At 63.4% G+C, this 25950-nt stretch carries 22 protein-coding genes; 5 read left to right on the forward strand and 17 right to left on the reverse strand.

Features of this window, described 5'->3' with window-relative positions; all coding sequences use genetic code 11:
* Positions 1-11: 11 nt before the first annotated feature.
* From LH20_RS12855 to LH20_RS12880, 6 genes are all read right to left on the reverse strand, one after another.
* Positions 12-1385 (reverse strand): phosphotransferase family protein, encoded by a 1374-nt coding sequence (locus LH20_RS12855; protein ID WP_053554541.1) that lies wholly within the window; start codon positions 1383-1385, stop codon positions 12-14.
* On the reverse strand, positions 1382-3580 hold the full coding sequence (locus LH20_RS12860; RefSeq protein WP_053554542.1) for a CaiB/BaiF CoA-transferase family protein: 2199 nt from the start codon (positions 3578-3580) through the stop codon (positions 1382-1384). The genes LH20_RS12855 and LH20_RS12860 overlap by 4 nt, the downstream gene beginning before the upstream one ends.
* Before the next feature lie 3 nt (positions 3581-3583).
* Positions 3584-4009 (reverse strand): Zn-ribbon domain-containing OB-fold protein, encoded by a 426-nt coding sequence (locus tag LH20_RS12865; protein ID WP_053554543.1) that lies wholly within the window; start codon positions 4007-4009, stop codon positions 3584-3586.
* 5 nt (positions 4010-4014) lie between these two features.
* Entirely contained in the window at positions 4015-5232 is a 1218-nt protein-coding gene (locus LH20_RS12870) for a thiolase C-terminal domain-containing protein (RefSeq protein WP_053554544.1), read from the reverse strand.
* A 70-nt stretch (positions 5233-5302) separates the two neighbouring features.
* Complete coding sequence (locus tag LH20_RS12875; protein ID WP_053554545.1) at positions 5303-6529, reverse strand: alpha/beta fold hydrolase; 1227 nt, start codon at positions 6527-6529, stop codon at positions 5303-5305.
* Positions 6526-7233: a FadR/GntR family transcriptional regulator gene (locus LH20_RS12880; RefSeq protein WP_053554546.1), complete on the reverse strand. Its 708-nt coding sequence runs from the start codon at positions 7231-7233 to the stop codon at positions 6526-6528. Before LH20_RS12880 ends, LH20_RS12875 begins: the two co-directional genes overlap by 4 nt.
* 131 nt (positions 7234-7364) lie before the next feature.
* Here LH20_RS12880 and LH20_RS12885 point away from each other — a divergent pair, with 131 nt between their 5' ends.
* Positions 7365-8480 (forward strand): amidohydrolase family protein, encoded by a 1116-nt coding sequence (locus LH20_RS12885; protein WP_053554547.1) that lies wholly within the window; start codon positions 7365-7367, stop codon positions 8478-8480.
* A gap of 95 nt (positions 8481-8575) precedes the next feature.
* Here the strand turns inward: LH20_RS12885 and LH20_RS12890 are convergent, their stop codons facing one another.
* The 10 genes from LH20_RS12890 to LH20_RS12935 all read right to left on the reverse strand — a co-directional run bounded on the left by LH20_RS12890 (position 8576) and on the right by LH20_RS12935 (position 21500).
* Positions 8576-9826, reverse strand: coding sequence for an MFS transporter (locus tag LH20_RS12890; protein ID WP_053554548.1), 1251 nt, complete (start codon positions 9824-9826; stop codon positions 8576-8578).
* Positions 9827-9934: 108 nt separating this feature from the next.
* A complete protein-coding gene (locus LH20_RS12895) occupies positions 9935-12403 on the reverse strand; it encodes a TonB-dependent receptor (RefSeq protein WP_235526972.1) in 2469 nt (822 codons plus the stop codon).
* Positions 12404-12483: 80 nt separating this feature from the next.
* Entirely contained in the window at positions 12484-14820 is a 2337-nt protein-coding gene (locus LH20_RS12900) for a TonB-dependent receptor (RefSeq protein ID WP_235526973.1), read from the reverse strand.
* Between the two features lie 191 nt (positions 14821-15011).
* The gene (locus LH20_RS12905; protein ID WP_144423574.1) at positions 15012-15893 is read right to left on the reverse strand and encodes a DUF2889 domain-containing protein; all 882 of its coding nucleotides are present in this window, start codon (positions 15891-15893) and stop codon (positions 15012-15014) included.
* A gap of 150 nt (positions 15894-16043) precedes the next feature.
* A complete protein-coding gene (locus tag LH20_RS12910) occupies positions 16044-16838 on the reverse strand; it encodes an SDR family oxidoreductase (RefSeq protein ID WP_053554552.1) in 795 nt (264 codons plus the stop codon).
* A 25-nt stretch (positions 16839-16863) separates the two neighbouring features.
* Positions 16864-17658, reverse strand: a complete 795-nt coding sequence (locus LH20_RS12915) for an SDR family oxidoreductase (RefSeq protein WP_053554553.1) — start codon at positions 17656-17658, stop codon at positions 16864-16866.
* A complete protein-coding gene (locus LH20_RS12920; protein WP_053554554.1) occupies positions 17658-18476 on the reverse strand; it encodes an SDR family NAD(P)-dependent oxidoreductase in 819 nt (272 codons plus the stop codon). Before LH20_RS12920 ends, LH20_RS12915 begins: the two co-directional genes overlap by 1 nt.
* Entirely contained in the window at positions 18476-19975 is a 1500-nt protein-coding gene (locus LH20_RS12925; RefSeq protein WP_200905374.1) for a class I adenylate-forming enzyme family protein, read from the reverse strand. Before LH20_RS12925 ends, LH20_RS12920 begins: the two co-directional genes overlap by 1 nt.
* A complete protein-coding gene (locus LH20_RS12930; RefSeq protein WP_053554555.1) occupies positions 19975-20739 on the reverse strand; it encodes an SDR family NAD(P)-dependent oxidoreductase in 765 nt (254 codons plus the stop codon). The genes LH20_RS12925 and LH20_RS12930 overlap by 1 nt, the downstream gene beginning before the upstream one ends.
* On the reverse strand, positions 20736-21500 hold the full coding sequence (locus LH20_RS12935) for an SDR family NAD(P)-dependent oxidoreductase (protein WP_200905375.1): 765 nt from the start codon (positions 21498-21500) through the stop codon (positions 20736-20738). The genes LH20_RS12930 and LH20_RS12935 overlap by 4 nt, the downstream gene beginning before the upstream one ends.
* A gap of 83 nt (positions 21501-21583) precedes the next feature.
* Between LH20_RS12935 and LH20_RS12940 the strand changes: the two genes are divergently transcribed.
* The 4 genes from LH20_RS12940 to LH20_RS12955 are packed head-to-tail and all read left to right on the forward strand — an operon-like array spanning position 21584 to position 25351.
* On the forward strand, positions 21584-22363 hold the full coding sequence (locus LH20_RS12940; RefSeq protein WP_053554557.1) for an enoyl-CoA hydratase/isomerase family protein: 780 nt from the start codon (positions 21584-21586) through the stop codon (positions 22361-22363).
* Positions 22364-22365: 2 nt separating this feature from the next.
* Entirely contained in the window at positions 22366-23274 is a 909-nt protein-coding gene (locus tag LH20_RS12945; protein WP_053554558.1) for an SDR family oxidoreductase, read from the forward strand.
* Positions 23274-24425, forward strand: a complete 1152-nt coding sequence (locus LH20_RS12950; RefSeq protein WP_053554559.1) for an acyl-CoA dehydrogenase family protein — start codon at positions 23274-23276, stop codon at positions 24423-24425. The genes LH20_RS12945 and LH20_RS12950 overlap by 1 nt, the downstream gene beginning before the upstream one ends.
* Positions 24426-24430: 5 nt before the next feature.
* Positions 24431-25351: an acyl-CoA dehydrogenase family protein gene (locus LH20_RS12955; RefSeq protein WP_053554560.1), complete on the forward strand. Its 921-nt coding sequence runs from the start codon at positions 24431-24433 to the stop codon at positions 25349-25351.
* Positions 25352-25356: 5 nt separating this feature from the next.
* On the opposite strand, the gene LH20_RS12960 is transcribed toward LH20_RS12955, so the two are convergent.
* Positions 25357-25917 carry a TetR/AcrR family transcriptional regulator gene (locus tag LH20_RS12960; RefSeq protein WP_158501139.1) on the reverse strand — a complete coding sequence of 187 codons (561 nt, stop codon included), beginning with the start codon at positions 25915-25917 and terminating at the stop codon, positions 25357-25359.
* Between the last annotated feature and the right edge of the window lie 33 nt (positions 25918-25950).

A 25950-nucleotide genomic window follows, 5' to 3' on the forward strand; every position in this document is an offset into this window, starting at 1 on the left:
CCCTTCCTGAATTATTGCAGCGGTGCGAATTTCGTCCGGGCAAGGCCGCCCATCGCATCGGCCATCAGCGCCGCCTCGCGCGTCACATGCGCATGGCAGAGGATGATCGCCGCCTCGGCGCTGATCGTACCAGCCGCCGCGGCCTCGCAGTAAGCGGCCCATGCTGCCTGGTAATTATCGAAGGTCCGACCCAGCACGGCCTCGATCTCAGCCTTTTCAGCGTGCTGGAAGCCCGGCTCGAAACGCTCGATCGCGCGCCACCATTTTATGAGACGGGCCATGCCTTTTGCCTTCACGGACGCCTGCTGATCGGCCATTCGCGGGACGATCACGTCGCGTATATCGTCGAGCGCGATGGCAAAACTGCGATCGCGCGCGCCGAGCGGGGCATCGGGCAGCGCAACGGGCGGCAGTGTAATTCCTGCCGCCTCCGCCAGCGCCTCTGAGAGCACGCGGCGATGGATCGTCGAATAGACCATGTTCATGCCGAGGTTGGGCGGCGGCGGCGCGGCGGGATCATCGAGACGCGAGCGACGTGCAAAGCCTGTCTGGAACAGCACGCGCCAATAGCGCAGGCGGGCGAGATCAACGCGGTGCCCGCCAGCAGCTTCATAGGCGGAAAAGGCTTGCGGAAGCGGGACGAAGTCCTGGAACAGCATGCGGATCGCAAGCATCGCAAGATCCGCCATGGGGTCGCCATAATGAACGAGCTCCCAGTCGAGCATAGCGGTCACCCGTTCCTCGTCGAACAGGAAATTGCCCGGCCCTGCATCGCCATGGACGATGACCGGAGGAGGCAAATTTGCGGGAATATTCGCCTCAAGCCAATTCAGCGACAAATGGATGAGCGGATCCCAGCTTCTTTCGCTGTTCCCCCGCCGGAGCGCGGCGATGCGCCGCTCGATGAACAAACGCGAAGGTTCGACCGGGCCCATGCCCTCGACCGGGGTCGCTGCCACGTCGATGCGGTGGAGCGCAGCAAGCTGCGCCATGAAATCGGCGGCGAGCCGATCGCGCTGCGCGGGGTCGGTGATGGCGCCGAAGCGATCCCTTCCCGAAACGAGGCCGCAGACCAGCGCCCGCTGGTCGGGAACCGAAGCAAAAAAGGGAGCAACACGCACGCCCGCGTCGGCAAGCGGGCCCGAGAGCGCACGAAGGATACTGGCCTCGCGTAGAAAGGCCGCGTCGTCGCCTGCCCCCGCCTTGTGCACATCATAATTCATATAGGCGCTGGCGGTCCGCCCGCCAGGCCAGGCAAGATCGAGTTCGGCGCCCTCGCGCGAAGCACCGCCGCCGCCGCGGGGCCGAACCTCCGTGATCGTCGCGCCGCTCGCGGCTTCCACGGCCGCTCCGAGTCCCAAGGGCAGAAGGTCGAGCGCACTCATGCGATGATCTTCGCTTCGCGAAAGGCGGCGATCTCGGCATCGGAATAGCCGATTTCGCGCAGGATTTCGTCGCTATGCTCGCCAACAGCCGGGCAGCAGCGCTTGAAGACCAATGGTGTATCTCCGAAGTTCCAAAAGGCGCCCGGCTGTTCGACCATGCCGTAGAGCGGCTGCGGCAGAACCGAGACCAGATTGAGATCGCGGTTCTTCGGATCGTCGAAGAAGCGATGCATCGCGTCCTCGTAATTGACTGCATCGGCAGGAACTCCTGCAGCTTCGAGCGCCGCGAGCAGGTCGGGCGCCTTGCGGGTCTTGGCACCCCTCTCGAAATCCTCGCCGAGCAGATCTCGCAATGCCGCCCGCTGATCCGCCTTATGCGCCGCGACCGCGACCCACGCGCCGTCGGCGCATTCGTAGATGCGGTGATAAGGCGAAAAGCCCGTCTGGTCGCTGGTGAGATGATAGGTGTCGGTGAGCTCGCCATCAGGGCCGATAAGCCGCTCGCCCTGGGTGAAGGCGGCGAGACCGAGGAGCGAAGTCTGGGTGGTGTAGCCCCGGCCTGTGGTGCGCCGGGCATAGAGCGAGGCCATCAATTCAACGAGGCAGCTCTGCGCGGTTGCAACGTCCATTGTTCCTGGACGATTGAAGACCGGGCGATTGCCTTCACCCGCATTCTCGAACTCCCAGCCGGCAATCGCGTTGAAGATCGAGTCGTAACCCGGCCAATTGCCGCGCTGGCCGCGCTGGCCATAGGCGCTGGCATAGTTGAACGCGACATCGGGCTTGGCAGCGCGGATGGCCTCTTCACTGAGGCCCAGTTTGGCAGCGCCCTTGAAGCGCATATTGTGATGAACGATTTCCGCCCATTGGATCAGCCGTTCGAGAATTGGCCGCGCTTCCGGCCTTGTGAGGTCGATCGCGAGGCTCCGCTTCGAACGCGCCGCCGCCTGATAATAGCGATGCATGAACCGGATGCGGTCGCCCGTCAGCGCCTCGACCTTGACGACGTCGGCGCCCATGTCGCCCATCATGGAAGGCCCCATCGGCCCCGCGAGAAACATGCCGAGATCGAGAACGCGGACGCCTTCGAGCACTTCCGACGGCGGGTGTGCCTTCTCGGGCGCAGGCCTTGCCGGCCATCCTGTGTCACCGCCTTCGCCGAGACGGGGTGCAGGACGGCCCTGCGGCAAGTCGGCATCGCTGTGGAAAGGCGTGTTCGGTTGGCGCGTCTTGCCGAACTCGGGATCGTCGACTTCGATGACATAGCCGTTCGCCTCGACGTCCTCGTGCCGGAGCACTTCGCCCATCGGAAAAGCCGGTTCAGCGGCGATGTCGGCGGCGCGAAGATCGGCGAGCCAGCTGGCCAGCGGCCTGCGCCTGAAGGCTTCGGCCTGGCCTTCCTCGGTTTCAAGATCGATGTCGGCTTCGGCCAGGACCTCCCACATCGTCGGCATGGTCGCATAATCGAACTGGCGGGTCGGATCCATGATCTGCAACCAGTCGCCGTCGGCGCACTGGAACAATTGCTGCGCGATCGCGCGCGGCTTATCGGGCGGATAGGTCACCGGATTGGGCATCGGCCCTTCGCTGTTGCGCGCCCAGACGAGCGGAAGCGTGGCGAGGAAACCCTGGAAGATCGAGGTATGGGCAGGGCCGCCGCGCCCGCTCTGAAGGCGCATCACGAGGCGGGCGAGCAACCCCGCCGCGGCAAGATGCGCGGCCGACCAGCTGCCCTGACGGTAGCGATAGACGATCGGCCCGCCTCGGTGCCCGTCATTCTCGTACATGGCCCCCACGCGCGCGGCGACGAGCAGCTCGTCGTCGCTGCGCTCGACATCGGGGTGGTTTGCGGGCGAGCCGGTGATCGCGGTGACGACGAGATGCGGGTGACGTGCGGCAAGGTTCGCATCGTCGAGGCCAAGCGCCCTGGCGCGCGACGGCGTGAACTGGTGGAGCAAGGCGTCGGCTCCGGCGAGACGCTCCTCCAGCAAGGCGAGCCCTTCGGGCGTATCGAGATCGAGGACGAGGCTTCGTTTGCCCCGGTTCCAGTTCGCAAAAGGCGCGGTACCGCGCGCAGGATCGCCCCCCGGCCGCTCGATCTTCAACACGTCGGCGCCGAGTTCGGAGAGCATCAGCCCCGCCACCTGGACCGCCATGCCCTCTCCTATTTCGACGATGCGAAGGTCGCCGAGCATCGTTCAGGCCTTGAAGTTGGGGAGGACCCAGCCATCCTGGATCGGGGTCCAGTCGACACTCACCTTCATCCCGATATGAACATCTTCGGCATTGCACCCCGAAAGATTGGCATTGAGCCGGGTGCCTGGCGCGCCGTCGATGTCGACCACGACGGGGACATAGACATAGTCCTCACCATTCTTCGGGTTCTTGTTGCAGATCGCGAAGCTGAAGACCGTCCCCGTGCCGGGAAGCGTCGGCCAGTTCTTGGCGCGGCTTCCGCATTCGGGGCACACCGCGGTGGGCGGCATACGGAAATGGCCGCAATCGCCGCACTGGCAGGCCGTGAGCCGATGCTCTTTCGCTGCTTGCCAGAAGGGCTCGGTGTCAGGGTTGGTTGTAATCCGGATCTGGTCGCCGGGAAGCGCACGGGCGGGGCCATAGGTCATGTCGATCAGTCCTTGCGCAGGATGAGGCTGGAGACGGGCAGTGAGGCCGGGCCGCCCGATACGAGGGCGAATTCTGCGTCCCTGACCTGGTTGATTGCGGTGCCTCGGACCTGCTCGACGCCTTCGACGATATGCGTCATGCCGATGATATAGGCTTCGTTGAGGTTCCCGCCGTGGGTGTTCACCGGAATGCCGCCGCCCACCCCCTTGCCGGTCGTCGGATCGTAGCGCAGCTTGCCCGAGAGCACATAATCATTGCCCTCGCCCTTCTCGCAGAATCCGTAATCCTCCAGCTGCATGAGTACCATCGGGCTGAAATGATCGTAGAGCAAGGCGACGTCCATGTCCTTCGCCGAGAGCCCCGATTGGGCCCAGATCCGGTCGGCGGTGAACTTGTGGCCCGAACTTGCAAAATGCGGATCGGGCATTCCCATCCAGGCAAAGGCCCTTCCCCATTCACGCTGGCCGCCATGCGCCACAGCGTGCACCACCGCGGGCTTGTGGCGGCAATCCTTCGCGCGGTCCATCGTCGTCGTGATCACCGCGACCGCCCCATCGGTTTCGAGGCAGAAGTCGAGGCGCCGCAGGGGGTCGGCAAGCATCACCGAAGCATCATATTGCTCCTTGGTGAGAGGCTCCTTGCGGACGGCCTTGGGCCGATTGTGCGTATTGGCGCGCGTCGCCATGACGACTTCGCCAAAGGCGTCCTGGGTCGTGCCATAAAGATGCATGTGACGCCGCGCGAGCACCGACATCAAATGACCGGGGCCGACGAGCCCCGAAGGCTGGAGGAAGCTGTTCTCAGGGCTCGGCGCCGCCGCCCCGAAGACGACGCCAAGGCGGTGCTGCGGCAGCTGCTGGAGCGCCATCAGCGTGACCGAATAGGTGCAATCCTCGTTCATGAGCCCCGCCGTCGCAAGTCCGATCGCGCCGGGGCAGCCGCCGCCGCCGCTGGTCAGCGTCGCCGACCAGCTGATGTGGGGCATTCCAAGTGTTTCCATGAGACTCGCGGTATCGAACTTGTCGAGATATCCCGCACCGGCGGTTGAATAATAGGAGAAGCCATCGATCTGCTTGTGGCTGATCCCGGCGTCGGCGCAGGCGTTCATGATCGCCTCCGCAGCCATGTCGTTGATCGTGCGCGGCCAGCTTTTGCCGCGCACGTAATAGTCAGTCGCCCCGATACCGACGATCGCGCATTTGTCCTGATTGACCCAGGCCATTCGCATCTTCTCCTGATTCCCAGTTATCTAACTAGGTTGAATATGATGCTGGCGCGTGCTTGTCCAGCCGTCAAGCAAAATGGAGTTTGCGATATTTGCCGCGGAAATAGAGCAATGGGTCACGGCGCGGTTCGAATATCGCCTTGAGCACGCGCCCGACGAGAATGAAATGGTCGCCGCCATCGTGCACCGCATCGCGAGCACATTCAAAGCTCGACAAGGATCCAGTGAGAACCGGCGTGCCATATTCGCCCACCTCCCACGGGGTGAGACCAAAGCGATCCTCTCCCTTGCCTGCAAAGCGGTTCGAGGTCGGCTGCTGGCCAATCTGAAGCACATTGACAGCAAAACGTTCAGCATCGCGCAGGAAGGGCGCGCTCCCCGCGCTATTGGCGATGCAGACGAGCAGCAAGGGAGGATCGAGGGAGACCGACGTGAAGCTGTTCGCGGTCAGCCCGACCGGGCTGCCGTCGGGGCACATTGCGGTCACAACGGTCACACCCGTGGCAAAGCAGCCGAGCGCATCGCGAAAGGTGCGCGCATCGCTGCCCGCCCGATATTCAGGCGAACCGCGCGGCGCGCGCCGCTCGAGGAAATCAATAAGATAGCCGCTGAGCGCATCGGTGCGGTCGTCGGTCACGACAAGCGCGCTATTTTCAACCTCCACCAGCTCGCCATCGGGGAGCTGATCGACAAAGGCGGCGGCGTCGGCCCTCGTGACCAGTTCACTGATCGCGCCGCGCACATAGAGCGTTGGCAGCGCGATCTTTGAGGCCGCACCGTCGAGCCTATCGGCCATCGCCGAGGTGTCGAGCGTGTCGAAGAGGCGCACGTCCCACTGCGCCTGTCCCGGTGCGAGCGTCGCCGCTTCGCGCAAACGCTCGCCGATCCGCCGAGCCAGCGCCGGGTCGACGCTGACAGGTGAATCGACGAGGACGAGCCCCGACGCAAGAACCGCCGCATCCTGCTCAAGCGCTGCGCTGGCGACCCAGCCGCCCAAGGTCGATGCGACGACGACGGGACGGGTTCCCATTTGCGCGAGCACGGCGCGCAGATCCTCCACCAGCGCTTCGAAATCATAGCGCCCGTCCTCGGGCCATTCGCTGCCGCCATGCCCGCGCAGATCAAGGCTTATGACCCGCCTTCCCGCCTGCTCGAGCGCCTCCGCGACCCCCGACCAGACAGCCCGGGTCTGCCCCGCACCGTGAAGCAGGAGGACCGCCGGATCATTTTCTGAACCGATGATCTCAGCCTCCAGCCGGACGCCCGCAAAACCCCGATATTCGACGATAGTCATTGCCGGTCCTTACTTGCCGCATCCCCAAGACGCAGCCACTCATCAAACTGGTCGGAACGCCGCCGCATCATCAGCCTGGCGATGTCAGGGTCGCCATCGATAATCGCGTTGCACAGGTTGCGCTGCATTTCGCGCGCGCGCTGGCACCGTTCGGGATCGGCGTAAAGGTCGCTGCCCTTTTCGTCGAGGCCAAAGCTATATCCGATTTCAAGGATGAGTTCGATGACCGGATTGCCGCTCATCTGTGAAATCAGCCGCGCCATTTCCACCTCCCCCGCGATGAGGTCGCGCGGCGTGGCGCGCGCGTCGATCGTCGCGGCGAAGGCGCGCAAGCGCTCGGCATCCTCCGCGCTGCGCCGCCGCGCGGCGGCGGTCGCCGCCTCTTCGGACACCGGACGGGTGACCTGAATGACATGGCCGAGGTTCGCGCCCTTGAGACGCAGGTAGCGCGCAAGCGACTGGATCGCGTCGCGCGCATCGGGACGTTCGGCATAATAGCCGCCCTTGATGCCGCGGCGGATGCTGATGAGCCGGTCCCCTTCGACGAGTTTAGCCGCCTGGCGGAGCGTCGGACGGCTGACCGACAGTCGCTGGAGGAGCTCATCCTCCGCGCCGAGATGATCGCCAGGCTCGGCGGCGAGACTGAGGCGCGCAAGCTCGCGAGCCGTGCGGCTCGCGAGCGTTTCAGAGCTTCTTGGCTTCACGGCTCCCCCTCAATCAGATATCTATTTACGAGCAGGCAATGGTACATACTGATAGATTCACGTGTTGACTCGTATAACTAGGTATCTTTTAATGAGTCAAACAGGCCTGCGAGTCGAGAGGAGATTTTTCGATGAAACCCTTCGTGTTCAGCGCCGACAGCCATATCATGGAGCCGTCGGAAATTTTTCTCGACGGCCTGCCGGCGTCGCTGAAGGACCACGCGATCCACGCGCGGATGGAGGGCGAGTATCTCGTCACGGGAACCAGGGACAAGGTCATCTATCGCCTGCGTGTCGGGCAGCACCGCGAAAAGCAGCTCGGCGACGCCCAGCGAAAGGGCATCCGCGAGATACCGGGGCGCCTTGAGGACATGGAACTGGAAGGCATCGACGCGGAAATCTGTTTCCCCTCGCTTGGCCTGTGGCTCTACTGCCTCGACAATGCCGAAGCCGAGGCCGCATCGGCGCGTCTTTACAACGACTGGAACGACAGCTTCCTTGGCGGACATCCCAATCGCTTCGTTCGCTGCGGCATGCTGCCCGTCCTCGACTTTTCGAACACGCTTGCCGAGCTCGACTATCTCGCTTCAAAGGGCTTCACGGCCGCGATGCTGCCGGCAACCACCCCTGCGACGCTTCCCAAGTATAACAGTGATGCGTGGGATCCGATCTTCGCCAAGGCGGCGGCGCTCGGGATCGTGTTCGTGATGCATACCGGCACCGGCCTTGAAAGCGTGATCGTCGAACGCGGCCCTGGCGCCGGGATCATCAACTATACAAACCAGATGAACGATGCGCAGCACAGCGTCATGTATCTGGTGGCGGGCGGCGTGCTCGACCGCAACCCGGGTGCGAAAGTCGCCTTCATCGAAAGCGGCGCAAGCTGGCTCGTTGCGCTCGCCGAACGGATGGACGAAGTCTCGGTCGCGCATGCCAACTTCGTTTTCCCGAAGCTTACTCGCTCGCCGAGCCAGATCGTCGACGATCAGGTTTGGGCGAGTTTCCAGCATGACCGCGCGTGCATCGCGGCCGCCGCGGCAGGGCTGCCGGGGGCGAAAAACGTGATGTGGGGCTCCGACTATCCGCACGCAGAGGGAACCTTTCCGATCAGCCGCCGCATCGTGGACGAACTGTTCCTTGGATTGGATGTCAGCGAAGAGGTTCGGCGCGACATATTGGGGCTGAATGCGGCAAGGCTCTTCGGCATCGAACCTGAAGTCGCAACAAGCGCAAAAGTCGCGGCCTGACGAGCCCCCAATCCAAGGAGGGGGCCGCCCCCTTTGCGCCCTTGCGTTTGGCTCCCCAAAAGGTCCGCCGCACTGCGGCGGGACCTCTTGCCCGATCAGTCCTCGATCGGACGGGCCGTCCGCCCCGCCATGATGGCCGCGATACCGCCCACGAGCAGGCAGCAGGAGAGGGTCGCCAGCGCGGGCTGCAAGGATAAGTCGCCGTAGGCGGGCGTAAAGGCCTTGCTGAGGTAGCCCGCAATCGTCCCCCCGAGCCCGACTCCGGCGAGGCCGATGAACATGTTGATTGTCGCCGACATCATCGCGCGCATCGCGACCGGCACCTGCGCAAAGCAGAGCGCGATGATCGGTCCAAGATGAAGCGTCATCATGAATTTGACGACGACGAAACAGGCAAGCGCGACATAGGCGTTCCCAACGAGCGCAAAGCCGATACCGAAGGGGAAGGAGATGAGGAGCCCGATCCCGGCAAACCAGCCGTTGAAGCCAGGCTTCGCCTGGCCGTAGCGGTCACTCACCCAGCCCGCGACGAGGTTACCGATGACAAGTCCCGCCGCCATCGCACCGCCCAGCCAGAACCCGGTCTCGGTCTTGTCCATTCCGTGCACGCGCTGAAAGAATGACGCGCCCCAGAGGATGAACGCGAAACCGGTGACAGGGACCATGCAGAGAAGGAGCCCGGCCCAGCGCAGCGACGGGTTCGACGCCATGGTTCGTAACACTTCGCCAACTCCGCTCTGCGCTATCGGTCTCGGTTCGACGCCCCCGCGCCGTCGCGGCTCGGCCGCCAGCAGATAGACAAGCAATCCGACCGCGACCCCTGGCAGCCCGACGATCAGGAAGACCGCGCGCCAGCCATACCATTGCGAGAGCCACCCCGCGAGCGCCAGCCCCCCTGAGAGGCCCACGGCGTTCGCGGCGAGCATGACCGAGATGACCGTCGTGCGGCGATCCTTTGGAAAAATGTCGGTGAGGAGCGATAGGCCCGCCGGCCCTGCCCCTGCCTCTGCCGCGGCGAGACCCACGCGCGCCAGCAGCATCTGCCAGAAACTGTGAGCAAATGCTGACAAGGCCGTTGCGGCGCTCCAGATCGACACGCAGACGGCGATCACGAGCCGTCGGTCGCCCCGATCAGCGTAGCGCGCTATCGGAAAGGCCGCGAGGGCGTAAAAGGCTGCAAAGGCGATGCCGGTAAGGAGCCCGAGCTGACCGTCGTCGAGCCCCAGTTCTTTCTTGATATCGTCCTGGAAGAGCGTGAAGACCTGCCTATCGACATAGCTCAGGATCGCGACAAGGACGAGCAGGCCCAGCGTTAATCCGCGGCGGCTGGCGACTTGCGATGACATGGGCTTCCTTTCGAGGGGGACGAGAGAGGGTTATCGCGGCAAAAAAAGAGGGGCACGGCCGAAGCCGCCCCCCCCTAAAATGCTCTTACAAAGAGCGCCCTGTGGCCTTTAGAAGCGGACAGTGCCTGTGACGCCGAAGGTGCGAGGTTCATTTCGCGTCGACGAGACATAGCCCACCGGCGCCACCAGCAGATTGGCCGTGAAGGTGCGGTCGTTCGTGATATTGCGCACAAAGACCGCCAGCTCATAAGCATCGTCCGCGAAGCTGATCGACGCGCGGGCGCCGAACAGGTCCTGCGCATCGCGGGTCAGCACTTTATAGAGCTGCGCATTCTGCGTGTTGACTGCCCCGGGAACGGCGGTCGACCCCGGCGGGACCTGCGCCGCGTTCTGCGCGAAGAAATAAGAGCCCGACGCGCTGTCGCTGAAATGGCTATAGTCCGCATGCAGCTTCAGGCGGACGCCCCCGAAGTCGCGGTCATAGTCGAGCGCTGCGCCCCACTGCCAGGGCACGACCGCGTCGAACCGTTCAAAGCTCCGGTCGCCCGACAAGTCCGAATAACGGATATATTTGGGATCGACATGCGCGAGGAACCCGCTGAAGCGAAGCCCCTCTGCCAGTGAGATCACCGTATCCGCCTCAAAACCGCGGAAACGCGCCTTGCCCGCATTGCCCAAAACGGTTGCCGAGGCGCCCTGGTTCGAGCCGGGCTGCGCTATGAGCGTGCTCCGCTGGATGTCATTGACGTCGGTCTGGTAGGCCGCAATGTTCAGACGCACCCGCCGGTCGAGAAACTCACCCTTGAAGCCGACTTCGTGCGAATAGGCGATTTCGGGCTTGAACGGAATGAGGAATGCTGCCGATGGCGCGCGCAAATTCTGCCCGCCCGAGCGGAAGCCCTTGCCGGTCTTGATATAGAAGAGCAGGTCATCGGTCGGCTTATATTCGAGCCCCGCAGTATAGGACCATCCTGAGAAGGAATCGCGGCGCTTAACCGCGCACTGCGGCATCGCGACAAGCTCGGGCCCAACGATCGGCGGCGCCGCAAACAGCGAACAGGTCGTGGTGCTCGTGACCGTGTTGAAATTATTGTTGAGGCTCGTAATTCCCTTGTCATCGACCGAATAGCGCAGACCGCCCGTGAACGACAGCTTGTCGTTGAAATGGAAGGTCGCCTGACCGTAGCCACCCATGCTGTCATTGTCGATGTTGGCATAGAAATGCGAGGTTGTCGGGTTAATCGCCGGCGCCACGATCGAGATCGACTGGTCGAACCCATTTTCGTGGAAGGCAAAGAAGCCCGCGGCGTAATCGAGGCGGTTGTCGAAGCCGCTCCCGGTGATCTGAAATTCACCCGATAGCTGTTCGACCGACTGCTGGCTTTCGGTAAAATGGATCGGGAATGGCGAGCCATCGAGGTCGACCCCGGCATAGGCGTCGATCTTGCGGTATCCGGTAATCAGTTGGACCTGGCCGAAATCGGTATCGAGAATGCCGGTGAAGCCATAGGTCTGCGTCTTGGCATAGGCATAGGGGACCTCGTTGTTCGAGGCGAGCCTCGGATTGGCCGCGAGGTTGGCGATGATGGGGTCGAGGATCGACTGCCCCGCCGCCCCCGCGGTCGCGGGCGGCGAACCATTGATCAATCCGACGAACAGTGACCCGGTATTCGCGAGATTATAGGTCGAATTGCTGGCGGTGAACGGCGCCAGCGCCATCCGCATCTGGCGCGCGGGACCCGCCTCGTCCATCTCGAAATATTCGCCGGAGAAGCGCAGCGTCAGATTGTCGGTGGGCTTGATGTCGAGCTTGGCGCGGCCGTTCCACCGGTCGCGGTCGTCGAGCTTCACGCCGTTCGGCACCCCCGAATAGGGCGGCTTGGCGACCACCGGATTGGTAGCGCCCACTGCAGAGACAGCCCCTGCGGGCACGACGTTACGGGTGTAGCCGTCGCGCCGCGAGCGCTGCAAGGCAAGCCTCAGCCCGACCTTGTTCTCGATGATCGGCACGTTCAGAACGCCGGTTGCCTGAAACTCGTTGAACCGCCCGTAGGTCAGCGAAAGGCTGCCCCCGAAATCATTGAGGTCGGGGTTGTTCGAGTTGATCAGGAGGGCGCCGCCCGTCGTGTTCCGCCCAAACAATGTTCCCTGCGGGCCTTTCAGGATCTGCGCCGATTCCACATCGAGGAAGTCGCCATTGAGGCCGTAGGAGCGCGCCCAATAGACGCCATCGACATAGGTGCCGACCGACGGGTCGAGCGTGATCAGCGTATCCGACTGGACCTGGCCGCGCAGCGTCAGGATCAGCGCGCTGTGGGTGTTCGACCCTTGGCGGATCGAGAAGCCGGGTGTGAAATTGGCGATATCCTGCACACGCTGGACGTTACGGTCGATCAGCTCGTCACCCGAGAGGGCCATCACTGCGACCGGTACGTCCTGAAGATTCTCGGCGACTTTTCGGGCTGTGACGACAATTTCCTGAAGACCGCGGCTGGCGGTTGCCTCGTCCGGCGCTGCCTGGGCAAGCGCCGGAGACGAGGCCAAACCTATTGCCGCTAGCGACACCGTGGTAAACATCCGGGCTAAAACGCGATTTTTATTCAAAATCATGGTCTTCATCCTCCCCTAATGCTCCCTCGGAGCGCTATTTTAAGTGATCAGAATTTGAAACTTGCCGTCACTCCGTAGCTGCGCGGTTCGTTGTACGACGTACCGACGTAGATGTTGCTTAACAGAAGCGTGTATTGCTGTTCCTGGTCGCCCGTCAGGTTCTTGCCCCACAGCGCCAGCTCGAAGTTGCGTTCTGGCCCAAAAGCGACCGCGACGCGGGCATTGAGAATGCCCAAGGACCCCGAATTTGCGACCGCCGCGACCTGGGCTGCCTGATCGGGAGTCAGCCCAAGACCGCCGATATCGGTCGAGGCGAACAGTTCAGGCGGAATATCGATCTGCGGCATCTTGCCCTGCCAGGCGTAGATCACGTTCGCATCGACCCCGACGCTCCCCAGATCCTTCTTGTAGGAGGCGCCGAGCGAATATTGCTTTTTCACAATACCAATGAAGCGATAGTCGGTCTTGTCGACGGGTACGATGACCTGGCTTCCGAAATCGCCCGAAATGCCCGCCCCTTCGTAGCGCGTATATTTGGGATCGGTGAGCGCGCCCGAGGCGAAAAGGGTGAACCCGTCAGCGACTTCGATCGACGCATCGGCTTCGACGCCCCAGGTCTCGGTATCGGCGTTCTCGATCACCGTCTGGCTAAGACCATTGGGGGCAAGGACAGGTGTACGCTGCGCGCCCTTCACCTTGTTGTGATATCCCGCGATGTTGAAGGTTCCGCGGCCATTCAGGAAGCTCGTCTTGATCCCGACTTCCTGCTCATAGACGATCTCGGGCTGCGAGGGGATCGAGTCCGCGAGCGTCAGCGTGCGAAGCTGGAGCGCGCCGGAGCGATAGCCCTTGCTGTGCTTGGCGTAGACCATGACATCGTCGGTGAGATCGTAATCGATTCCCGCGGTATAAGAGAGGTTGGTGAACGACGCCTGGCTACGGCGCAGGCAGGGCACCGGGGTCTCCACGGGGCTGCAGAAAACGAAGACATCGCCGTTGTTCGGCGTGTTGCCTGACTGGGTGGTCAGACGCCGGTCGTCGATCGAATAACGGAGGCCGCCGGTAATGCTAAGCGCATCGGTGAGCTCATAGTTGAGCTGGGCGTACATGCCATAGCTGTCATTATCGAGCGTGCCGCTGAAATTCGACCAGTCGGTCGCTCCGACAAATTCAGGCGGTACCAAGGGATTGGTTGCTGCGAGCGTTGCGCCGAACAGGTTCGAGCGCGACTGGTCGAAGCCCGTTTCCCGGAAATAGGTAATCCCCGCCGCATAGTTCAGCCTGTCTTCGAACGCGGTGCCGGTCAGCTGCAACTCGCTCGAATATTGCTTCAAATCCTGCGTGCCTGCGGTGAAGTGCCCCACGACGCTCGACCCGTCGAGGTCGATCAGGTTGTCACTTTGAATACCGCGATAACCGTTGATCCAGCGCACCTGGCCGAAGCTGGTGTCGAGGATGAATTTGGCCATGTAGGTCTGGGTCTTGGTGTTGTTGAACGCGCCGCGCGGATCGGCGCCCGCCACCGCCGAGGGCGGCGTGAGTGCGGCGAGGTTCGCGTTATCGCCAAATGCGGCGCGCTCGCTCGCAGCCAGCCCATCGAGGATCGGCTTGAACGGACCGAAAGCCGCCGGTGCATTGAAGAAGAGATTGTGCCGGATCGGCCCGTCGATCTTGGTATCATACCATTCGCCCGAGAGGATCACCTCGAGATTGTCGACCGGGCGAAAGCCTAGCTTGACCCGGCCGTTGATCGTTTCGCGCCCTTCATATTTGGCGCCAGTATTGATGTCGGTCTTGTAGCCGTCGCGCTTTTGATAATAGAGCGCGCCGCGGACCGCGACGCTGTCGGAGAGGCCAAGGTTGATCACCGCCTGCCCGGTCCGTTCATCAAAGCGGCCGTAGGTGGCGCTGATCCTCCCTGAATATTCATTGTAACGCGGATCCGCGGTCTTGATCAGAACGGCACCGGCTGACGTATTGCGGCCAAACAAAGTGCCTTGCGGGCCTTTGAGCACCTGAACATTCTCGATATCAACGAGTTCGGTGTTGAGGCCGTAAGCCCGCGCGATATACATTTCATCGATATAGGTGCCGACCGAAGGCTCAAGCGTCGCAATATTGTCGTTTTGCACCTGTCCGCGCATGGCCAGCGTCAGAGCGGTCGGATTGTTGCCTGAACCGCGGATATTGAACCCGGGGGTAAAGGTCGCGATTTCATCAACCTTCTTGATCCCTTGCGCTTCGAGCTTGTCGCCGCTGAAGGCGGTGATCGCGATGGGCGTTTCCTGAATATTGGCATCCTGTTTGGTGACGCCGATCACGACGATTTCATCGCCGGCTCGCGCAGCATCATCACTGGCCTGTGCGAAGGCGGGGGTCGCCATAAGGGCCATCGCCGTCAGCGATACGCCGGCCAGAATACGTCCAGAATCAAAGTTACGGTTGAAAAACAACGCCTACATCCTCCCTTAGCGGCTCCTGGATGGTCCGCTTTCCCACTTATATAACTAAGTCTAACAAGACATACAAGTCAAATGCGCTGACGGGGCGGCTTGCGACACGCGCGCCCGCGCCGCTATTCCCTCGGCAAACGGGCCGCGAGCACAGGGACGTCTGCCAGGGCGCGCAGCACGTCATTGAGGTGGGTGCAACCCGCGGTTCCGGCGAGGGTCTCAAGCACCGCCTGCCGAAACTCGGTAACATTCTTGCCCACCATGCGCGTCGCCTTGATTGACGCGCCGGGGCACTCGCGAAACGGCAAGATCAGCGGCAACGCCTGCAAGGAAAGCAGCCTGCCGCTCGCCTCATCGATCTCGGCATAGACCCGATATTCATGGATCGCGGTGCGCGTTCCTGCAGGATTGGGACCGCTGTCCTGGAAGCCGGCGTCCACCTTGAGCACCCCTTCGGCGCGCCAGACATCGATCCGGCGCGCGCGGCGCGCGAGCGGACGGCCATCTTGATCGGGCATCGGGTGCCAGCCCATCGCGTCTTCAGGGTGGATGAGCGGACCAACCTCGGTCGCCGACTGGTCGCTATGGTCAACGTCGCCGTCGGCGGTGAGCGAACTTCCCCCTTCGGTAAAGCCGGTACAGATGTTGACCATCCGCCCCTTGTTCCCCGCTCCAGACTTCGCGCGATTGCTTGACATTCGCGCATGCCAGTCGTCGGTCCAGCGCGACCAGATCCAGCCTGCGACAAGGCTCGCACCGGCAAAATCGTCGAGAATCTGAAATAGCGGCGTACCGCGCAGATCACCCAGCACATCGGCGAGCGCAGTCCGGCTCGCTCCGCCCGCGCGCACGCCGACCATCTCGCCCGACCGCGGGTGACCGGGCGAGGTATCAATCGCAAGTATCTCGCGCTGCGGCGAAGCCGTGATCGTGTAAGCCCCGCTCGCCAATTCGACCGCGCCGCCATCGAAGGACGTCAGGAGATCGCGCCCACGCCCCGTCATGATCCAAGGTTCGCCGAAGCCATGAGGCCAATCGGAATCGATCGAAGTCGTCCGCCGGATCGATCCTGGACGACGAAGCGGGGCAAAACCCGCCGACTGGCAGGCAAAGGGAAATTGCTGGGGTGCGCTCAAGTCTTGGTCCAGTCCGAATTATTTGGGGGGCATGCGGATGGCGCCATCGAGGCGCAGATTCTGCCCGTTGAAATAGGTGTTGCGCGCGAGTTCGAGCACAAGCGAGCCAAACTCCTCGGGCTTTCCGAGACGCTTGGGGAACGGCACCGAAGCCGCAAGCCCTTCAAAGATAGCCGGCGCCTTGTCCTTTACCGCGAGCATCGGGGGCGTTGCAAAAATGCCCGGCATGATCGAATTGACGCGGATGCCAAGATCCATCAGGTCGCGCGCCATCGGCAGAACGAGACCGTTCACGCCAGCCTTGAGCGAGCCATAGCCGACCTGCCCGATCTGCGCATCCTGCGCCGCCGCCGACGCGGTGAGCACGATCGACCCGCGCTCCCCGTCCTCATTGAGCGGTTCAGCGTTCGCCATGCCGAGCGCTGAGAGCGAGGCGACGCGGTAACTCGCGATCAGGATGCCTTCCGCCGAGAACGCATAATCCTCAGTCGAATAGCGCACATAGCCCCCCGACGCCTTGTCGAAACGGATGGTCTTGCTGTTTTTCGAGATCTGCGCGCAGTGAACGAGGATGCGCTCCTGCCCTTGCGCCGCGCGCGCGGCGTCGAAACCTGCGACAACGCTTTCCTCGCTCGTGATGTCGACCTTGCAGAAAACCCCGCCGATCGCGTCGGCCACTGCCTTGCCGCCCTCTTCGTTGACGTCGAAAATCGCGACTTTCACGCCCTCGCTTGCCAAAGCCTCAGCGCTGGCCCGGCCAAGGCCCGAGGCACCTCCCGTCACCACCGCTGCAATGTCGCTTCCCAACTTCATATCCAGATCCTTCGCTTACTTAGCATTATTGCAATACTTCCAGATTGCCACCATCGACCACCAGCACCTGTCCGGTGATGAAGCCCGCACGGGCTGAACAGAGAAAGGCCGCCGCCGCTGCCATATCGTCGGGCGTTCCCATGCGAGGGATAGGCCACTGGCTCACGCGCTCTGCGATATGCTCGTCATAGGTCTGACCCTGCGCCTCGGCGATTTTCGTGAACACGTCCCTGAATTGCGGCGTCGCGATCGCCCCGGTACCCAATGTGTTGACCGTGATCCCCATTGGCCCAAGCTCGGCCGAAATCGTCTTCGACAATGCGAGCGCGCCGACCCGGTAGGTGTTCTGCGCCGCCCGCGCGAGCTTGCGGTGCGGGGCCTTTACCGAGTTGGTACCGATTGTCAGAATGCGGCCCCAGCCCGCATCGCGCATGTGCGGAACGACCGCCTGCACAGCCCAGCGGAAGGCCATGACATTATTGTTGTTCGCGGCAGCGAATGTGTCGTCATCGACGTCGAGGAAGCTGCCCTTGGGACCTGAATCGACGTTGAAGATCAGGATATCGGGCGGTGCGAAGGCGTCCGCCGCGGCTCTGACGGCCTTGGCGATCCCCTCCTTGGTCGTACAGTCAGCCGCGACTCCTATCACCTTGCCGCCCAGAGCGGCGACTTCGGCCACGGCCGCCTCGATGGTCGACTGCGTCCGCGCCGCGATGACGGTGCAGCATCCCTCGCGCGCAAATTCGTGCGCACAGCCAAGCCCAATGCCCCTCGAACCGCCAAAGACGAGCGCGACCTTGCCTGCGATCCCAAGGTCCATCAGAGCGCCTTTCCGTGCTGGAGCTTCAGACGCTCCTGCAGGATATCGTTCCGCCCCGGCGATATGGCGATCGTCGAGCCACCATCCATCTTGATCGTCGTGCCGGTAATATAGTCCGAGCGGGCCGACGCGAGAAACAGGCAGGCATGCGCGATATCCTCGGGCGTGCCGGCGCGTCCCACGGGGACGCTCGCGCCATAGGCGGCGAGCCCTTCCTCGCCAAGCACCGCTCTCGCCCGGTCGCTCGCGACCAGGCCGGGATTGATCGCATTGACAGTGATCCGCTCGCGCACCACGTCGCCCGCCGCCGCCCGGATGAACGCATCGAGCGCCGCCTTTGCCATGCCATAGGCGGTCATGTTGGGGACGACATTGAAGGTGCCGTTGACCGACCCGATAGCGATAAAGCGGCCGCCATCGCCTGCCCTTGCAAGAGGCGCCCGCGCTGCATCAAGGAGCCACCAGGCGGCCTTCGCGATGCTTGCAAACCCCGCTTCGAGCCGCTCGTCGTCAACCTGTCCGAGCCCGCCGTGCGGGATGTCTGCCGCGGCATGGATGACGATATCAACGCCGCCAAAGGCGTCTTCAGTTGCCGCAACCAGCGCGCGGCAATCGGCGTGCCGGGAGATATCGGCGCCGTGACACAGAGCGACACCGCCAGCCTTCTCGATTTCGGCTTTCACCTGCTCGGCGTAAGAGAGGGTGCGCGCGCCGAGCATCACCTTTGCGCCCGCCGCCGCGAAGGCACGTGCGATCCCGCGACCGACGCCGCGCCCTCCACCGGTGACGATGACGACCTTGCCCGAAAAATCTTCCATCAACCGGCCTCCTCGAAAAGTGCACGTAATTCCGGCGCTGATGGCTTCATCGACGGCGTGCGCGGAAAGTCGGAAACGATGCGGAAACGGACAGGAACCTGATAGGCAATGAGGCGCTCCTTGAGCCACGCCTTGAGGTCAGCTTCGGCCGGCGCGGATGCTCCCTCCTTCAAAATGATCGCTGCGGCGGGAACAGCGCCGAGTCGTTCGTCGGCGATACCGACAACCGCCGCTTCGCGCACCACTGGATGATCGTTGAGCGCGGCCACCACATCGTCGGGGTGGATTTTGAATCCGCCGCGGATGATCGCGTTGTCGGCGCGCCCGCGAATGAAGAGAAAGCGGTCCGCGTCGAGTACGGCGCGGTCCGTGGTGCGAAGCCACTCGAGCTCGTTGCCGAGCTGCTTGCCCTTGATTTCGAGGAGCCCTTCCTCGCCTGGAGGCAGGATCCGGCCATCGTCTGGGTCAACGACGCGGGCTTCGATATCGGCGTGGACCCGGCCCACCGCCCCGCGCTTTTCGGACCAGCGGGCACGAAAATCATCGATTGTCCAGCCCGCGATGGCCCCAGCAAATTCGGTCGCGCCATAGTTGGCGCAGATCGGGATGCCATATTTATCAAGAAACGCATCGACAAGATCGGGCGACAGCGGCGCGGTGCCGGAGATGAGCGCGCGGAGGCTCGAGAGGTGGGCAGGATCGATGTCGGCGTCGAGCAGCATCCGAACCGCCGAGGGAACCGCTGGCGCAACCGCGGGTCGGTTGCGCTTGACGGCCGCCACCCAGGCATCGACCGTGAATTTTTCCAGAAGCGCTATTTTCCGCCCCGCCGCAAGCGCGCCGATGCAGCTGTAAATCCCCCCGATATGCGTGAGAGGATTGACGATCATAGTGCAGCCCGAGTTGAGCTTCGGCGGATCATCAAAGCTTCGGGAGCGCTCATATTTGGTGAAGCCGCGAAAGCTCGCATCGAAGGATTCGCGGCTGAGCGGCACGCGCTTGGGTGCGCCCGTCGTGCCGCTCGTCAGCATTTCGATAGCAACCCCGGGCGATGTGGTGATGCGGGCAGAAATCTCGGCTCTCATGACTTCGACGCCATCAAGCCGTGCACCGATGGCAATCACCGCCGAACCTCCTCGCTCGAGAGCTTCGGTAACGCCGGGACGCGCGAGATCGGTTGCATCGGCGATGACAACCGGTAGGTCCAGCCCCTCGATGTCGGCAAAAAGCCGAGTGTCGGGCAGAACCGGGTTGAGCGTCACAAGGCAACGGTCCGACGAAAGAACGGCGACGATCGCGGCGATATGACCGGGCCGGTTGCGCAGCATGACGCCGATCCGGGCATCTTCGGGCAATCCCATCGCCGCGAGCGCAGCCTCGATCCCCTCTACGGCTTCAGCGATCTGGCGCCAGCTATAGTCCGTGCCCTCGAAATCGATTTCGACACGATCGGGTTCGAGCGCCATGATCGCGCGCAGCTTTTCGGTCATCAAGGCCATCAGAGCGCCAAGCCTCCGCTCGCCTCGATGATCTGCCCGGTGACCCAGCGCGCATCATCGCCGAGGAGCATCATCACCGCGCCCGCGATATCCTCCGGTTCACCGAGCCGGCCCATCGGCGTATGCTTCGCGGTCGCTTCATCCCATCCCGGCTGCTCGCGCAGCGCAGTGATAAAGTCGGTCGCGACCGCACCAGGCGCGATGCAGTTGCAGGTGATCTGCCGCTTGGCGACCGTGAGCGCGGTCGAGAAGGTCAGGCTCTGGATCGCCCGCTTCGTCATGGCATAGCTCGCGGCAAAGGGCTGGCCGACCTTCCCCGACATCGAGCCGATATTGACGATGCGCCCGCAATCGCGAAGCCGCGGCAGCGCGGCCTGCGTTACGAAATGCGGGCCCTTTACATTGACCGCGAAAAGTTCGTCGAACAAGGCCTCACCCGCACCCTTGAGCGTACCGTCGCGCCCGCCCCGCCCCACGCCTGCATTGTTGATCAATATGTCGAGGTTCGGCGCGCCGCCGAACTCCCTGTCGCATGCAGCGAACATCGTCTCGATGCCGGATAACGACGACACGTCGGCCTGGACGGCAAAGGCATTGCCGCCGTCGGCGAGAATTTCGGCCGCGAGCGCGTCGGCGGCCTCTTTGCTGCCCGCATAGTTGATCGCGACATGCGCGCCCGCCTGCCCGAGCCTGCGCACGATCGCGGCGCCAATACCGCGCGCGCCCCCCGTCACGAGCGCGGTTTTTCCTCTCAGATTCGTCACAGAAAGAGCCCTCCGCTGGCTTCGATAATTTGCCCCGTGACCCAGTGTGCTTCCTCCCGGCAGAGCATCATCGCGGCCCCTGCAATATCTTCAGGCACGCCGAGCCGTTTCATCGGCGTGAGCTTCGAGGTCGCTTCGGCCCAGCCAGGCTTTTCCAAAAGCGCCTTGTTGAACTCGGTGTCGACCGCGCCGGGCGCGAGGAGGTTGCAGGTTATGCCGCGCTTCCCGAGAACCACGGCTGTCGACATGGTCAGGCTCTCGAGTGCGCGCTTCGTCGCCGCATAGGCAGCGAAGGGCGGCAGCGCCGAGCGCCCACCGAGCGAGCCGATATTGATGATGCGTCCGTTATCGCGAAGGCGATCGAGGCACATTTGCGTGATGAAGTGCGGCGCCTTCTGGTTCACCGCGATCATGCGGTCGAACAAGGCCTCGTCGCACTTCGTGAGGCTCCCGGCATCGCCCTCGCCGCCGACGCCGGCATTATTGACGAGGATGTCGAGGTTGGGGAATCCGCCGAAGGCTCTGTCGCAGGCAGCGAGCATCGCCTCGATCCCTGCCATGGTGCCGACATCGGCCTGGACCGCGAACGCACGGCCCCCGTGCGCGATGACCTCGCAGGCGAGAGTCTCGGCGGCATCATGGCTGTGGGCATAGTTGATCGCAACATGCGCCCCCGCCCGCGCCAGTTTCCGCACGATCGCGGCACCGATTCCCCGTGAACCACCGGTGATGAGCGCTGTCTTTCCGCTCAGTTCCGCCAATTTCACTCTCCCCAGCCGTTTCCACATAATTGACTTAGTTATACAAGTCGTGCAAGCCCTGCTGAAAAGAAAGTGGGAGCAGAATGAGCGGGACGATCGAAAGCGAGCGCGATGGCGCCTTGCGCATCCTGACGCTGAACCGGCCTGAGCGGCACAACGCGATGGACGATGAGATGTCGGCGCTCTTCCGCGCGGCGCTTGACGAAGCGCTCGAGGAGAGCGGCAGCAATGCAATCCTCATTCGAGCCAATGGCAAGAGCTTCTGCTCGGGACGTGACACTACTGTGCTTGGCCAGCGCGCCCGCGAGGAAAGCGATTTTCATTTCATCCGCCGCCACCAGGAAGGCCGGCTCAAGATGCAGGAGGCAACAAAACCCATTATTGCGGCGCTGAAAGGCGGTGCAATCGGCGGAGGGTGCGAGCTCGCGCTTGCCGCGGACATCCGGGTGAGCGACACAACGCTGAAGATGGCGCTGCCCGAGATAAACTACGGCGTCCTCCCCGACACCGGCGGCACCCAGATGATGACCGCGCTGGTCGGCCCCTCGCGCGCCAAATATATGGTCATGAGCGGCCGGCCGATCGATGCCCGGACTGCGCTCGAATGGGGCGCGGTCGATTTTGTTGTCGCTCCTGAAGAACTCGATGCCAAATCGCTCGAAATCGCCCGCGATATTGCCGCCAAGCCGCCGATCCATCTCGCCATGGCGAAGGAATTGGTCAATCTGATGCACGGCCCGGCGATCCGAACCGGCACCCGCGCCGAGCTTTACGCGCAATCCTATCTCTTCAAGACCGACGATTACCAGGAGGCACGCGCCGCGCTCCGGGAAAAGCGCGCGCCCTCTTACAAGGGGAAATAGAAATGGCACTTCCCCCTCCCCCGCCGCTCGGCGCCAAGGCGCTGCCCGACGGAACCTACGCAGGACAGGTCGTCGCCGTCACCGGCGGCGGAACGGGGCTCGGCAAGGGCATGGCGACCGAATTTGCGCGCCTCGGCGCCAAGATCGCGGTGCTGAGCCGCAAGGCTGACCATCTCGCGGCGGGGATCGCTGCGACCGAGGCGGTCGGCGCCGAAGCGATCGCGGTAGCGTGCGACGTGCGCGATGCGGATGCGATCGCGCGCGCCTTTGACGAGATCGAGGCGAAGCTTGGCCCTGTCGATGTGCTCATCAACAATGCAGCGGGCAATTTCCCGGCGCCTGCCGAAGAGATGACGCCGAACGGCTTTCGCACGGTGGTCGATATCGTCCTCAACGGCACCTACAATTGCAGCCGCGAGTTCGCGCTGCGGCGGCTCCAAGCAGGACTGCCTGGCGCGATCCTCAACATCGGGGCCACCTACAGCTGGACGGGCGGGCCCGGGACGTCGCATTCAGCCGCCGCCAAGGCCGGCGTCACCAACCTCACCCAAAGCCTCGCGGTCGAGTGGGCGCCCGATGGCATCCGCGTCAACTGCATAGCGCCGGGGCGCTTTCCACACGACGATTTGCCCATGCATATGACGCGCCACCGCGAGGGAGAGCGCGGCGACAACACGGTTCCAGGCATGCGCGTCGGCGAGGTGCGCGAGCTCGGCTGGGCAGCAACGTTCCTCTGCTCGCCCTACGCGGCTTATATCAGCGGGCACACGCTCGTCGTCGACGCCGCCAACTGGCTGCGCCGTTCGCTGGTGATGCCCGAGTTCGTCCCCATCCGCGACCAGTTCGGCAGGCGCGCCGTCGAAAGCGGCCAGGCGCGCGAGGCGATTGCGAAGACGCGCGGAGACAGCTGATGCATATCGGATTTACAGCGCAAGAGACGCGCTTTCGGGAGGAATGCCGGGACTGGCTCGATGAGAATGTGCCCGCCGAGAAGCGACCGATCGACGCCGCTGACGCCATCGATTTCGACAAGGCCTGGCAGCGGCGCCTCTTCGATGCCGGCTGGGCGGGGATCAACTGGCCCGCCCAATATGGCGGCCGCGGGCTGTCGATCGTCGAGCAGGTTATCTGGCTCGAGGAATATGCGAAGGCCCGCGCGCCGTGGATCGGCGCGAACTTCGTCGGGATCAATCATGGCGGGCCGACGCTGATCCTCAACGCGAGCGAAGAGCAGAAGGCCTATCACCTGCCGCGCATCCTCAAGGGCGAGGCGATATGGTGCCAGGGCTTTTCGGAACCCGGCGCAGGGTCTGACCTTGCCGGGATCAGGACGCGCGGGCGGATCGAGGGCGATGAGCTGGTCATCAACGGGTCGAAGATCTGGACGAGCTTTGCGCATGTCGCTGACTGGCAGGAGCTTGTCCTGCGCAGCGAGGAGGGATCGACCCGGCACAAGGGGTTGAGCTGGGTCATCTGCGACATGCACGCGCCCGGGATCACCGTGCGCCCGATCCGCAAAATGTCGGGGCAAACCGAGTTTGCGGAAGTATTCTACGACGACGTGCGCATCCCGCTCGCGAACGTCGTAGGCGGGCTCGGCAACGGCTGGAGCGTCGCGATGTCGACGCTGAGCTTTGAACGCGGCACTGGCTTCATCGCCGATCAGGTGAAGCACAGCCAGGAAATCGAGGAACTGATCGCAGCGGCGCGCGCGAACGGAATGATCCGGGACGAGCGCATTGCGGACAAGCTTGCGCAGCTGCGCGCCGAGGTCGCGGCGGTCCGCGCGATGACCTATCGCAACATCTCCGAAGTGGCGCGGACCGGGCAACCCGGGCCCGAGGCATCGGTGATCCGTCTCTTCACCTCCGAACTCGGTCAGCGGCTTGAGCGCATGGCGGTCTTGCTGATGGGCGAGGATGTCCTCGATTTTGCCTATGGCGAGGACAATGCCGTCGCCGATTACTTAAGGGGCTTCGCCGCGACCATCGCAGGCGGCACCGCGCAGATCCAGCGCGACATCATCGGCGAGCGACTGCTCGGCCTGCCCAAATCGAGATAATCGCCATGGACCTGACACCGAACGAGGGCCAGACCGCTTTTCAGACCGCGACCGCCGAGTGGTGCCGCGGCAACATGGCGCTCGAGGATTGCCGCAACCGAGCCGATGCACTTTGGACAGGGCTCGAGGCGATGGGCTGGACGGCCATGACCGCGCGCGGGATGGGCCTCGACCATGCAACCGAAGCCCTTGTCTTCGCCGAGCTCGGGCGCTTCCTCGCGCCGATCGGCCTCCTCTCGACTGCGGTGGCACGCCGCTGGTTCGAGGAGAGGGTGACGGGCAAGGTCGCGCTCGCGCTGACAGGGTCCGTGCACGCTGCCTTGCGCGTCCTCGACCCTCCAGCTTCAAAGATGGTGCTGATGGCCGAGGCGAAGAAACTCACGCTTCTCGATCTTCCCGCTGCCGAGGGAGACGGTGGCGCGCACCATGTGCCGCACGCTCCCACCATCGACCTTTCGACGCTGCAGAGCCGGCGCGAACGCGCAGGCGCGGAATGGACCGCCGACGATCCCGCCGCGCGCCTCCACCTCCAGCTGCTCAGCGCCGCATTCGCTGTCGGCTGCGCCGACGCCGCGCGCGACATGGCAGCGGACTATGCCAAGCTTCGCGAGCAGTTCGGACGACCGATCGGCTGGTTCCAGTCGCTCAAGCACATATGTTCGGACATGGCCGTTCGCGCGGCCGCCGCGCGGTCCGAGCTTTATTTTGCGGCCTGCGCGCTCGATGAACATGTTGCCGACGCGGCTTTCCATGTTGCTGCAGCCAAAAGACTGGCCGACCAGGCCGCACTCGACAATGGCCGCGCCAACATCCAGGTCCATGGCGGCCTCGGCATGACCGACGAGGCTGCCGCGCATCTGCCGCTGAAACGCGCGCATCTGCTGCAGTTTGTCATGCCGGCCAGCCGCGAAACATTGCTGGCCTGACGATGTCATGCATCGACGATGGCCTGAAACTCGCGCTCAAGCCATTGGCGCAGGCGCGGCTCGATCCGCCCGGAGAATTCCGCGAGCGGCAGTTGGTCGCGGTAGGTGAAGAAGCCCAGCGAGACCATCATGAAGCGCGCCGCCCGCACGCCGGCATCGTCGCCGCCAATCCATTGCTTGAGCGGTTCAAAGACCCGGTCGCGCAAGAGCCGCTGAGCAACGGCGCGCGCGTCGCTGTCGGCCGAGGCCCCAAAAAGCATCGGCAACGGACTGACGCGCCGATCATCATCGGCAAACCGCGCCACGATCTGCTTGCCGAAGTCCTCCTTGGGCAGATCGGTCATCAGCCGGGTGTGCAGTGCCGCATCGAGCGCTGCTTCGAACAGCTTGAGCTTGCCGCCGAAATAGCGACTAACCAGCGAAGGGTTCACCCCTGCGCGCGCCGTAATCTCGCGCACTCCGGCTTCTGCAAAGCCTTTGGCCGCAAAAATTTGCTGCGCAGCATCGAGAATTGCTGCGCGGGTGCGGTCGGCGTCGCGTGCCGGCGCATCGATCGTGCTCGTCATCATCTCTCCCCGTTGACTCACCTTGTAAACGGT

The sequence above is a fragment of the Sphingopyxis sp. 113P3 genome (assembly GCF_001278035.1).
Taxonomy (GTDB): domain Bacteria; phylum Pseudomonadota; class Alphaproteobacteria; order Sphingomonadales; family Sphingomonadaceae; genus Sphingopyxis.

Excerpts from the sequence above, each read along its gene's own strand:
- LH20_RS12855 (WP_053554541.1), bottom strand. The coding sequence starts at position 1,385 with ATGAGTGCGCTCGACCTTCTGCCCTTGGGACTCGGAGCGGCCGTGGAA.
- LH20_RS12860 (WP_053554542.1), bottom strand. The coding sequence starts at position 3,580 with ATGCTCGGCGACCTTCGCATCGTCGAAATAGGAGAGGGCATGGCGGTC.
- LH20_RS12865 (WP_053554543.1), bottom strand. The coding sequence starts at position 4,009 with ATGACCTATGGCCCCGCCCGTGCGCTTCCCGGCGACCAGATCCGGATT.
- LH20_RS12870 (WP_053554544.1), bottom strand. The coding sequence starts at position 5,232 with ATGGCCTGGGTCAATCAGGACAAATGCGCGATCGTCGGTATCGGGGCG.
- LH20_RS12875 (WP_053554545.1), bottom strand. The coding sequence starts at position 6,529 with ATGACTATCGTCGAATATCGGGGTTTTGCGGGCGTCCGGCTGGAGGCT.
- LH20_RS12885 (WP_053554547.1), top strand. The coding sequence starts at position 7,365 with ATGAAACCCTTCGTGTTCAGCGCCGACAGCCATATCATGGAGCCGTCG.
- LH20_RS12890 (WP_053554548.1), bottom strand. The coding sequence starts at position 9,826 with ATGTCATCGCAAGTCGCCAGCCGCCGCGGATTAACGCTGGGCCTGCTC.
- LH20_RS12895 (WP_235526972.1), bottom strand. The coding sequence starts at position 12,403 with ATGTTTACCACGGTGTCGCTAGCGGCAATAGGTTTGGCCTCGTCTCCG.
- LH20_RS12900 (WP_235526973.1), bottom strand. The coding sequence starts at position 14,820 with ATGGCGACCCCCGCCTTCGCACAGGCCAGTGATGATGCTGCGCGAGCC.
- LH20_RS12905 (WP_144423574.1), bottom strand. The coding sequence starts at position 15,893 with ATGACGGGGCGTGGGCGCGATCTCCTGACGTCCTTCGATGGCGGCGCG.
- LH20_RS12910 (WP_053554552.1), bottom strand. The coding sequence starts at position 16,838 with ATGAAGTTGGGAAGCGACATTGCAGCGGTGGTGACGGGAGGTGCCTCG.
- LH20_RS12915 (WP_053554553.1), bottom strand. The coding sequence starts at position 17,658 with ATGGACCTTGGGATCGCAGGCAAGGTCGCGCTCGTCTTTGGCGGTTCG.
- LH20_RS12920 (WP_053554554.1), bottom strand. The coding sequence starts at position 18,476 with ATGGAAGATTTTTCGGGCAAGGTCGTCATCGTCACCGGTGGAGGGCGC.
- LH20_RS12925 (WP_200905374.1), bottom strand. The coding sequence starts at position 19,975 with ATGGCCTTGATGACCGAAAAGCTGCGCGCGATCATGGCGCTCGAACCC.
- LH20_RS12940 (WP_053554557.1), top strand. The coding sequence starts at position 21,584 with ATGAGCGGGACGATCGAAAGCGAGCGCGATGGCGCCTTGCGCATCCTG.
- LH20_RS12945 (WP_053554558.1), top strand. The coding sequence starts at position 22,366 with ATGGCACTTCCCCCTCCCCCGCCGCTCGGCGCCAAGGCGCTGCCCGAC.
- LH20_RS12950 (WP_053554559.1), top strand. The coding sequence starts at position 23,274 with ATGCATATCGGATTTACAGCGCAAGAGACGCGCTTTCGGGAGGAATGC.
- LH20_RS12955 (WP_053554560.1), top strand. The coding sequence starts at position 24,431 with ATGGACCTGACACCGAACGAGGGCCAGACCGCTTTTCAGACCGCGACC.
- LH20_RS12960 (WP_158501139.1), bottom strand. The coding sequence starts at position 25,917 with ATGACGAGCACGATCGATGCGCCGGCACGCGACGCCGACCGCACCCGC.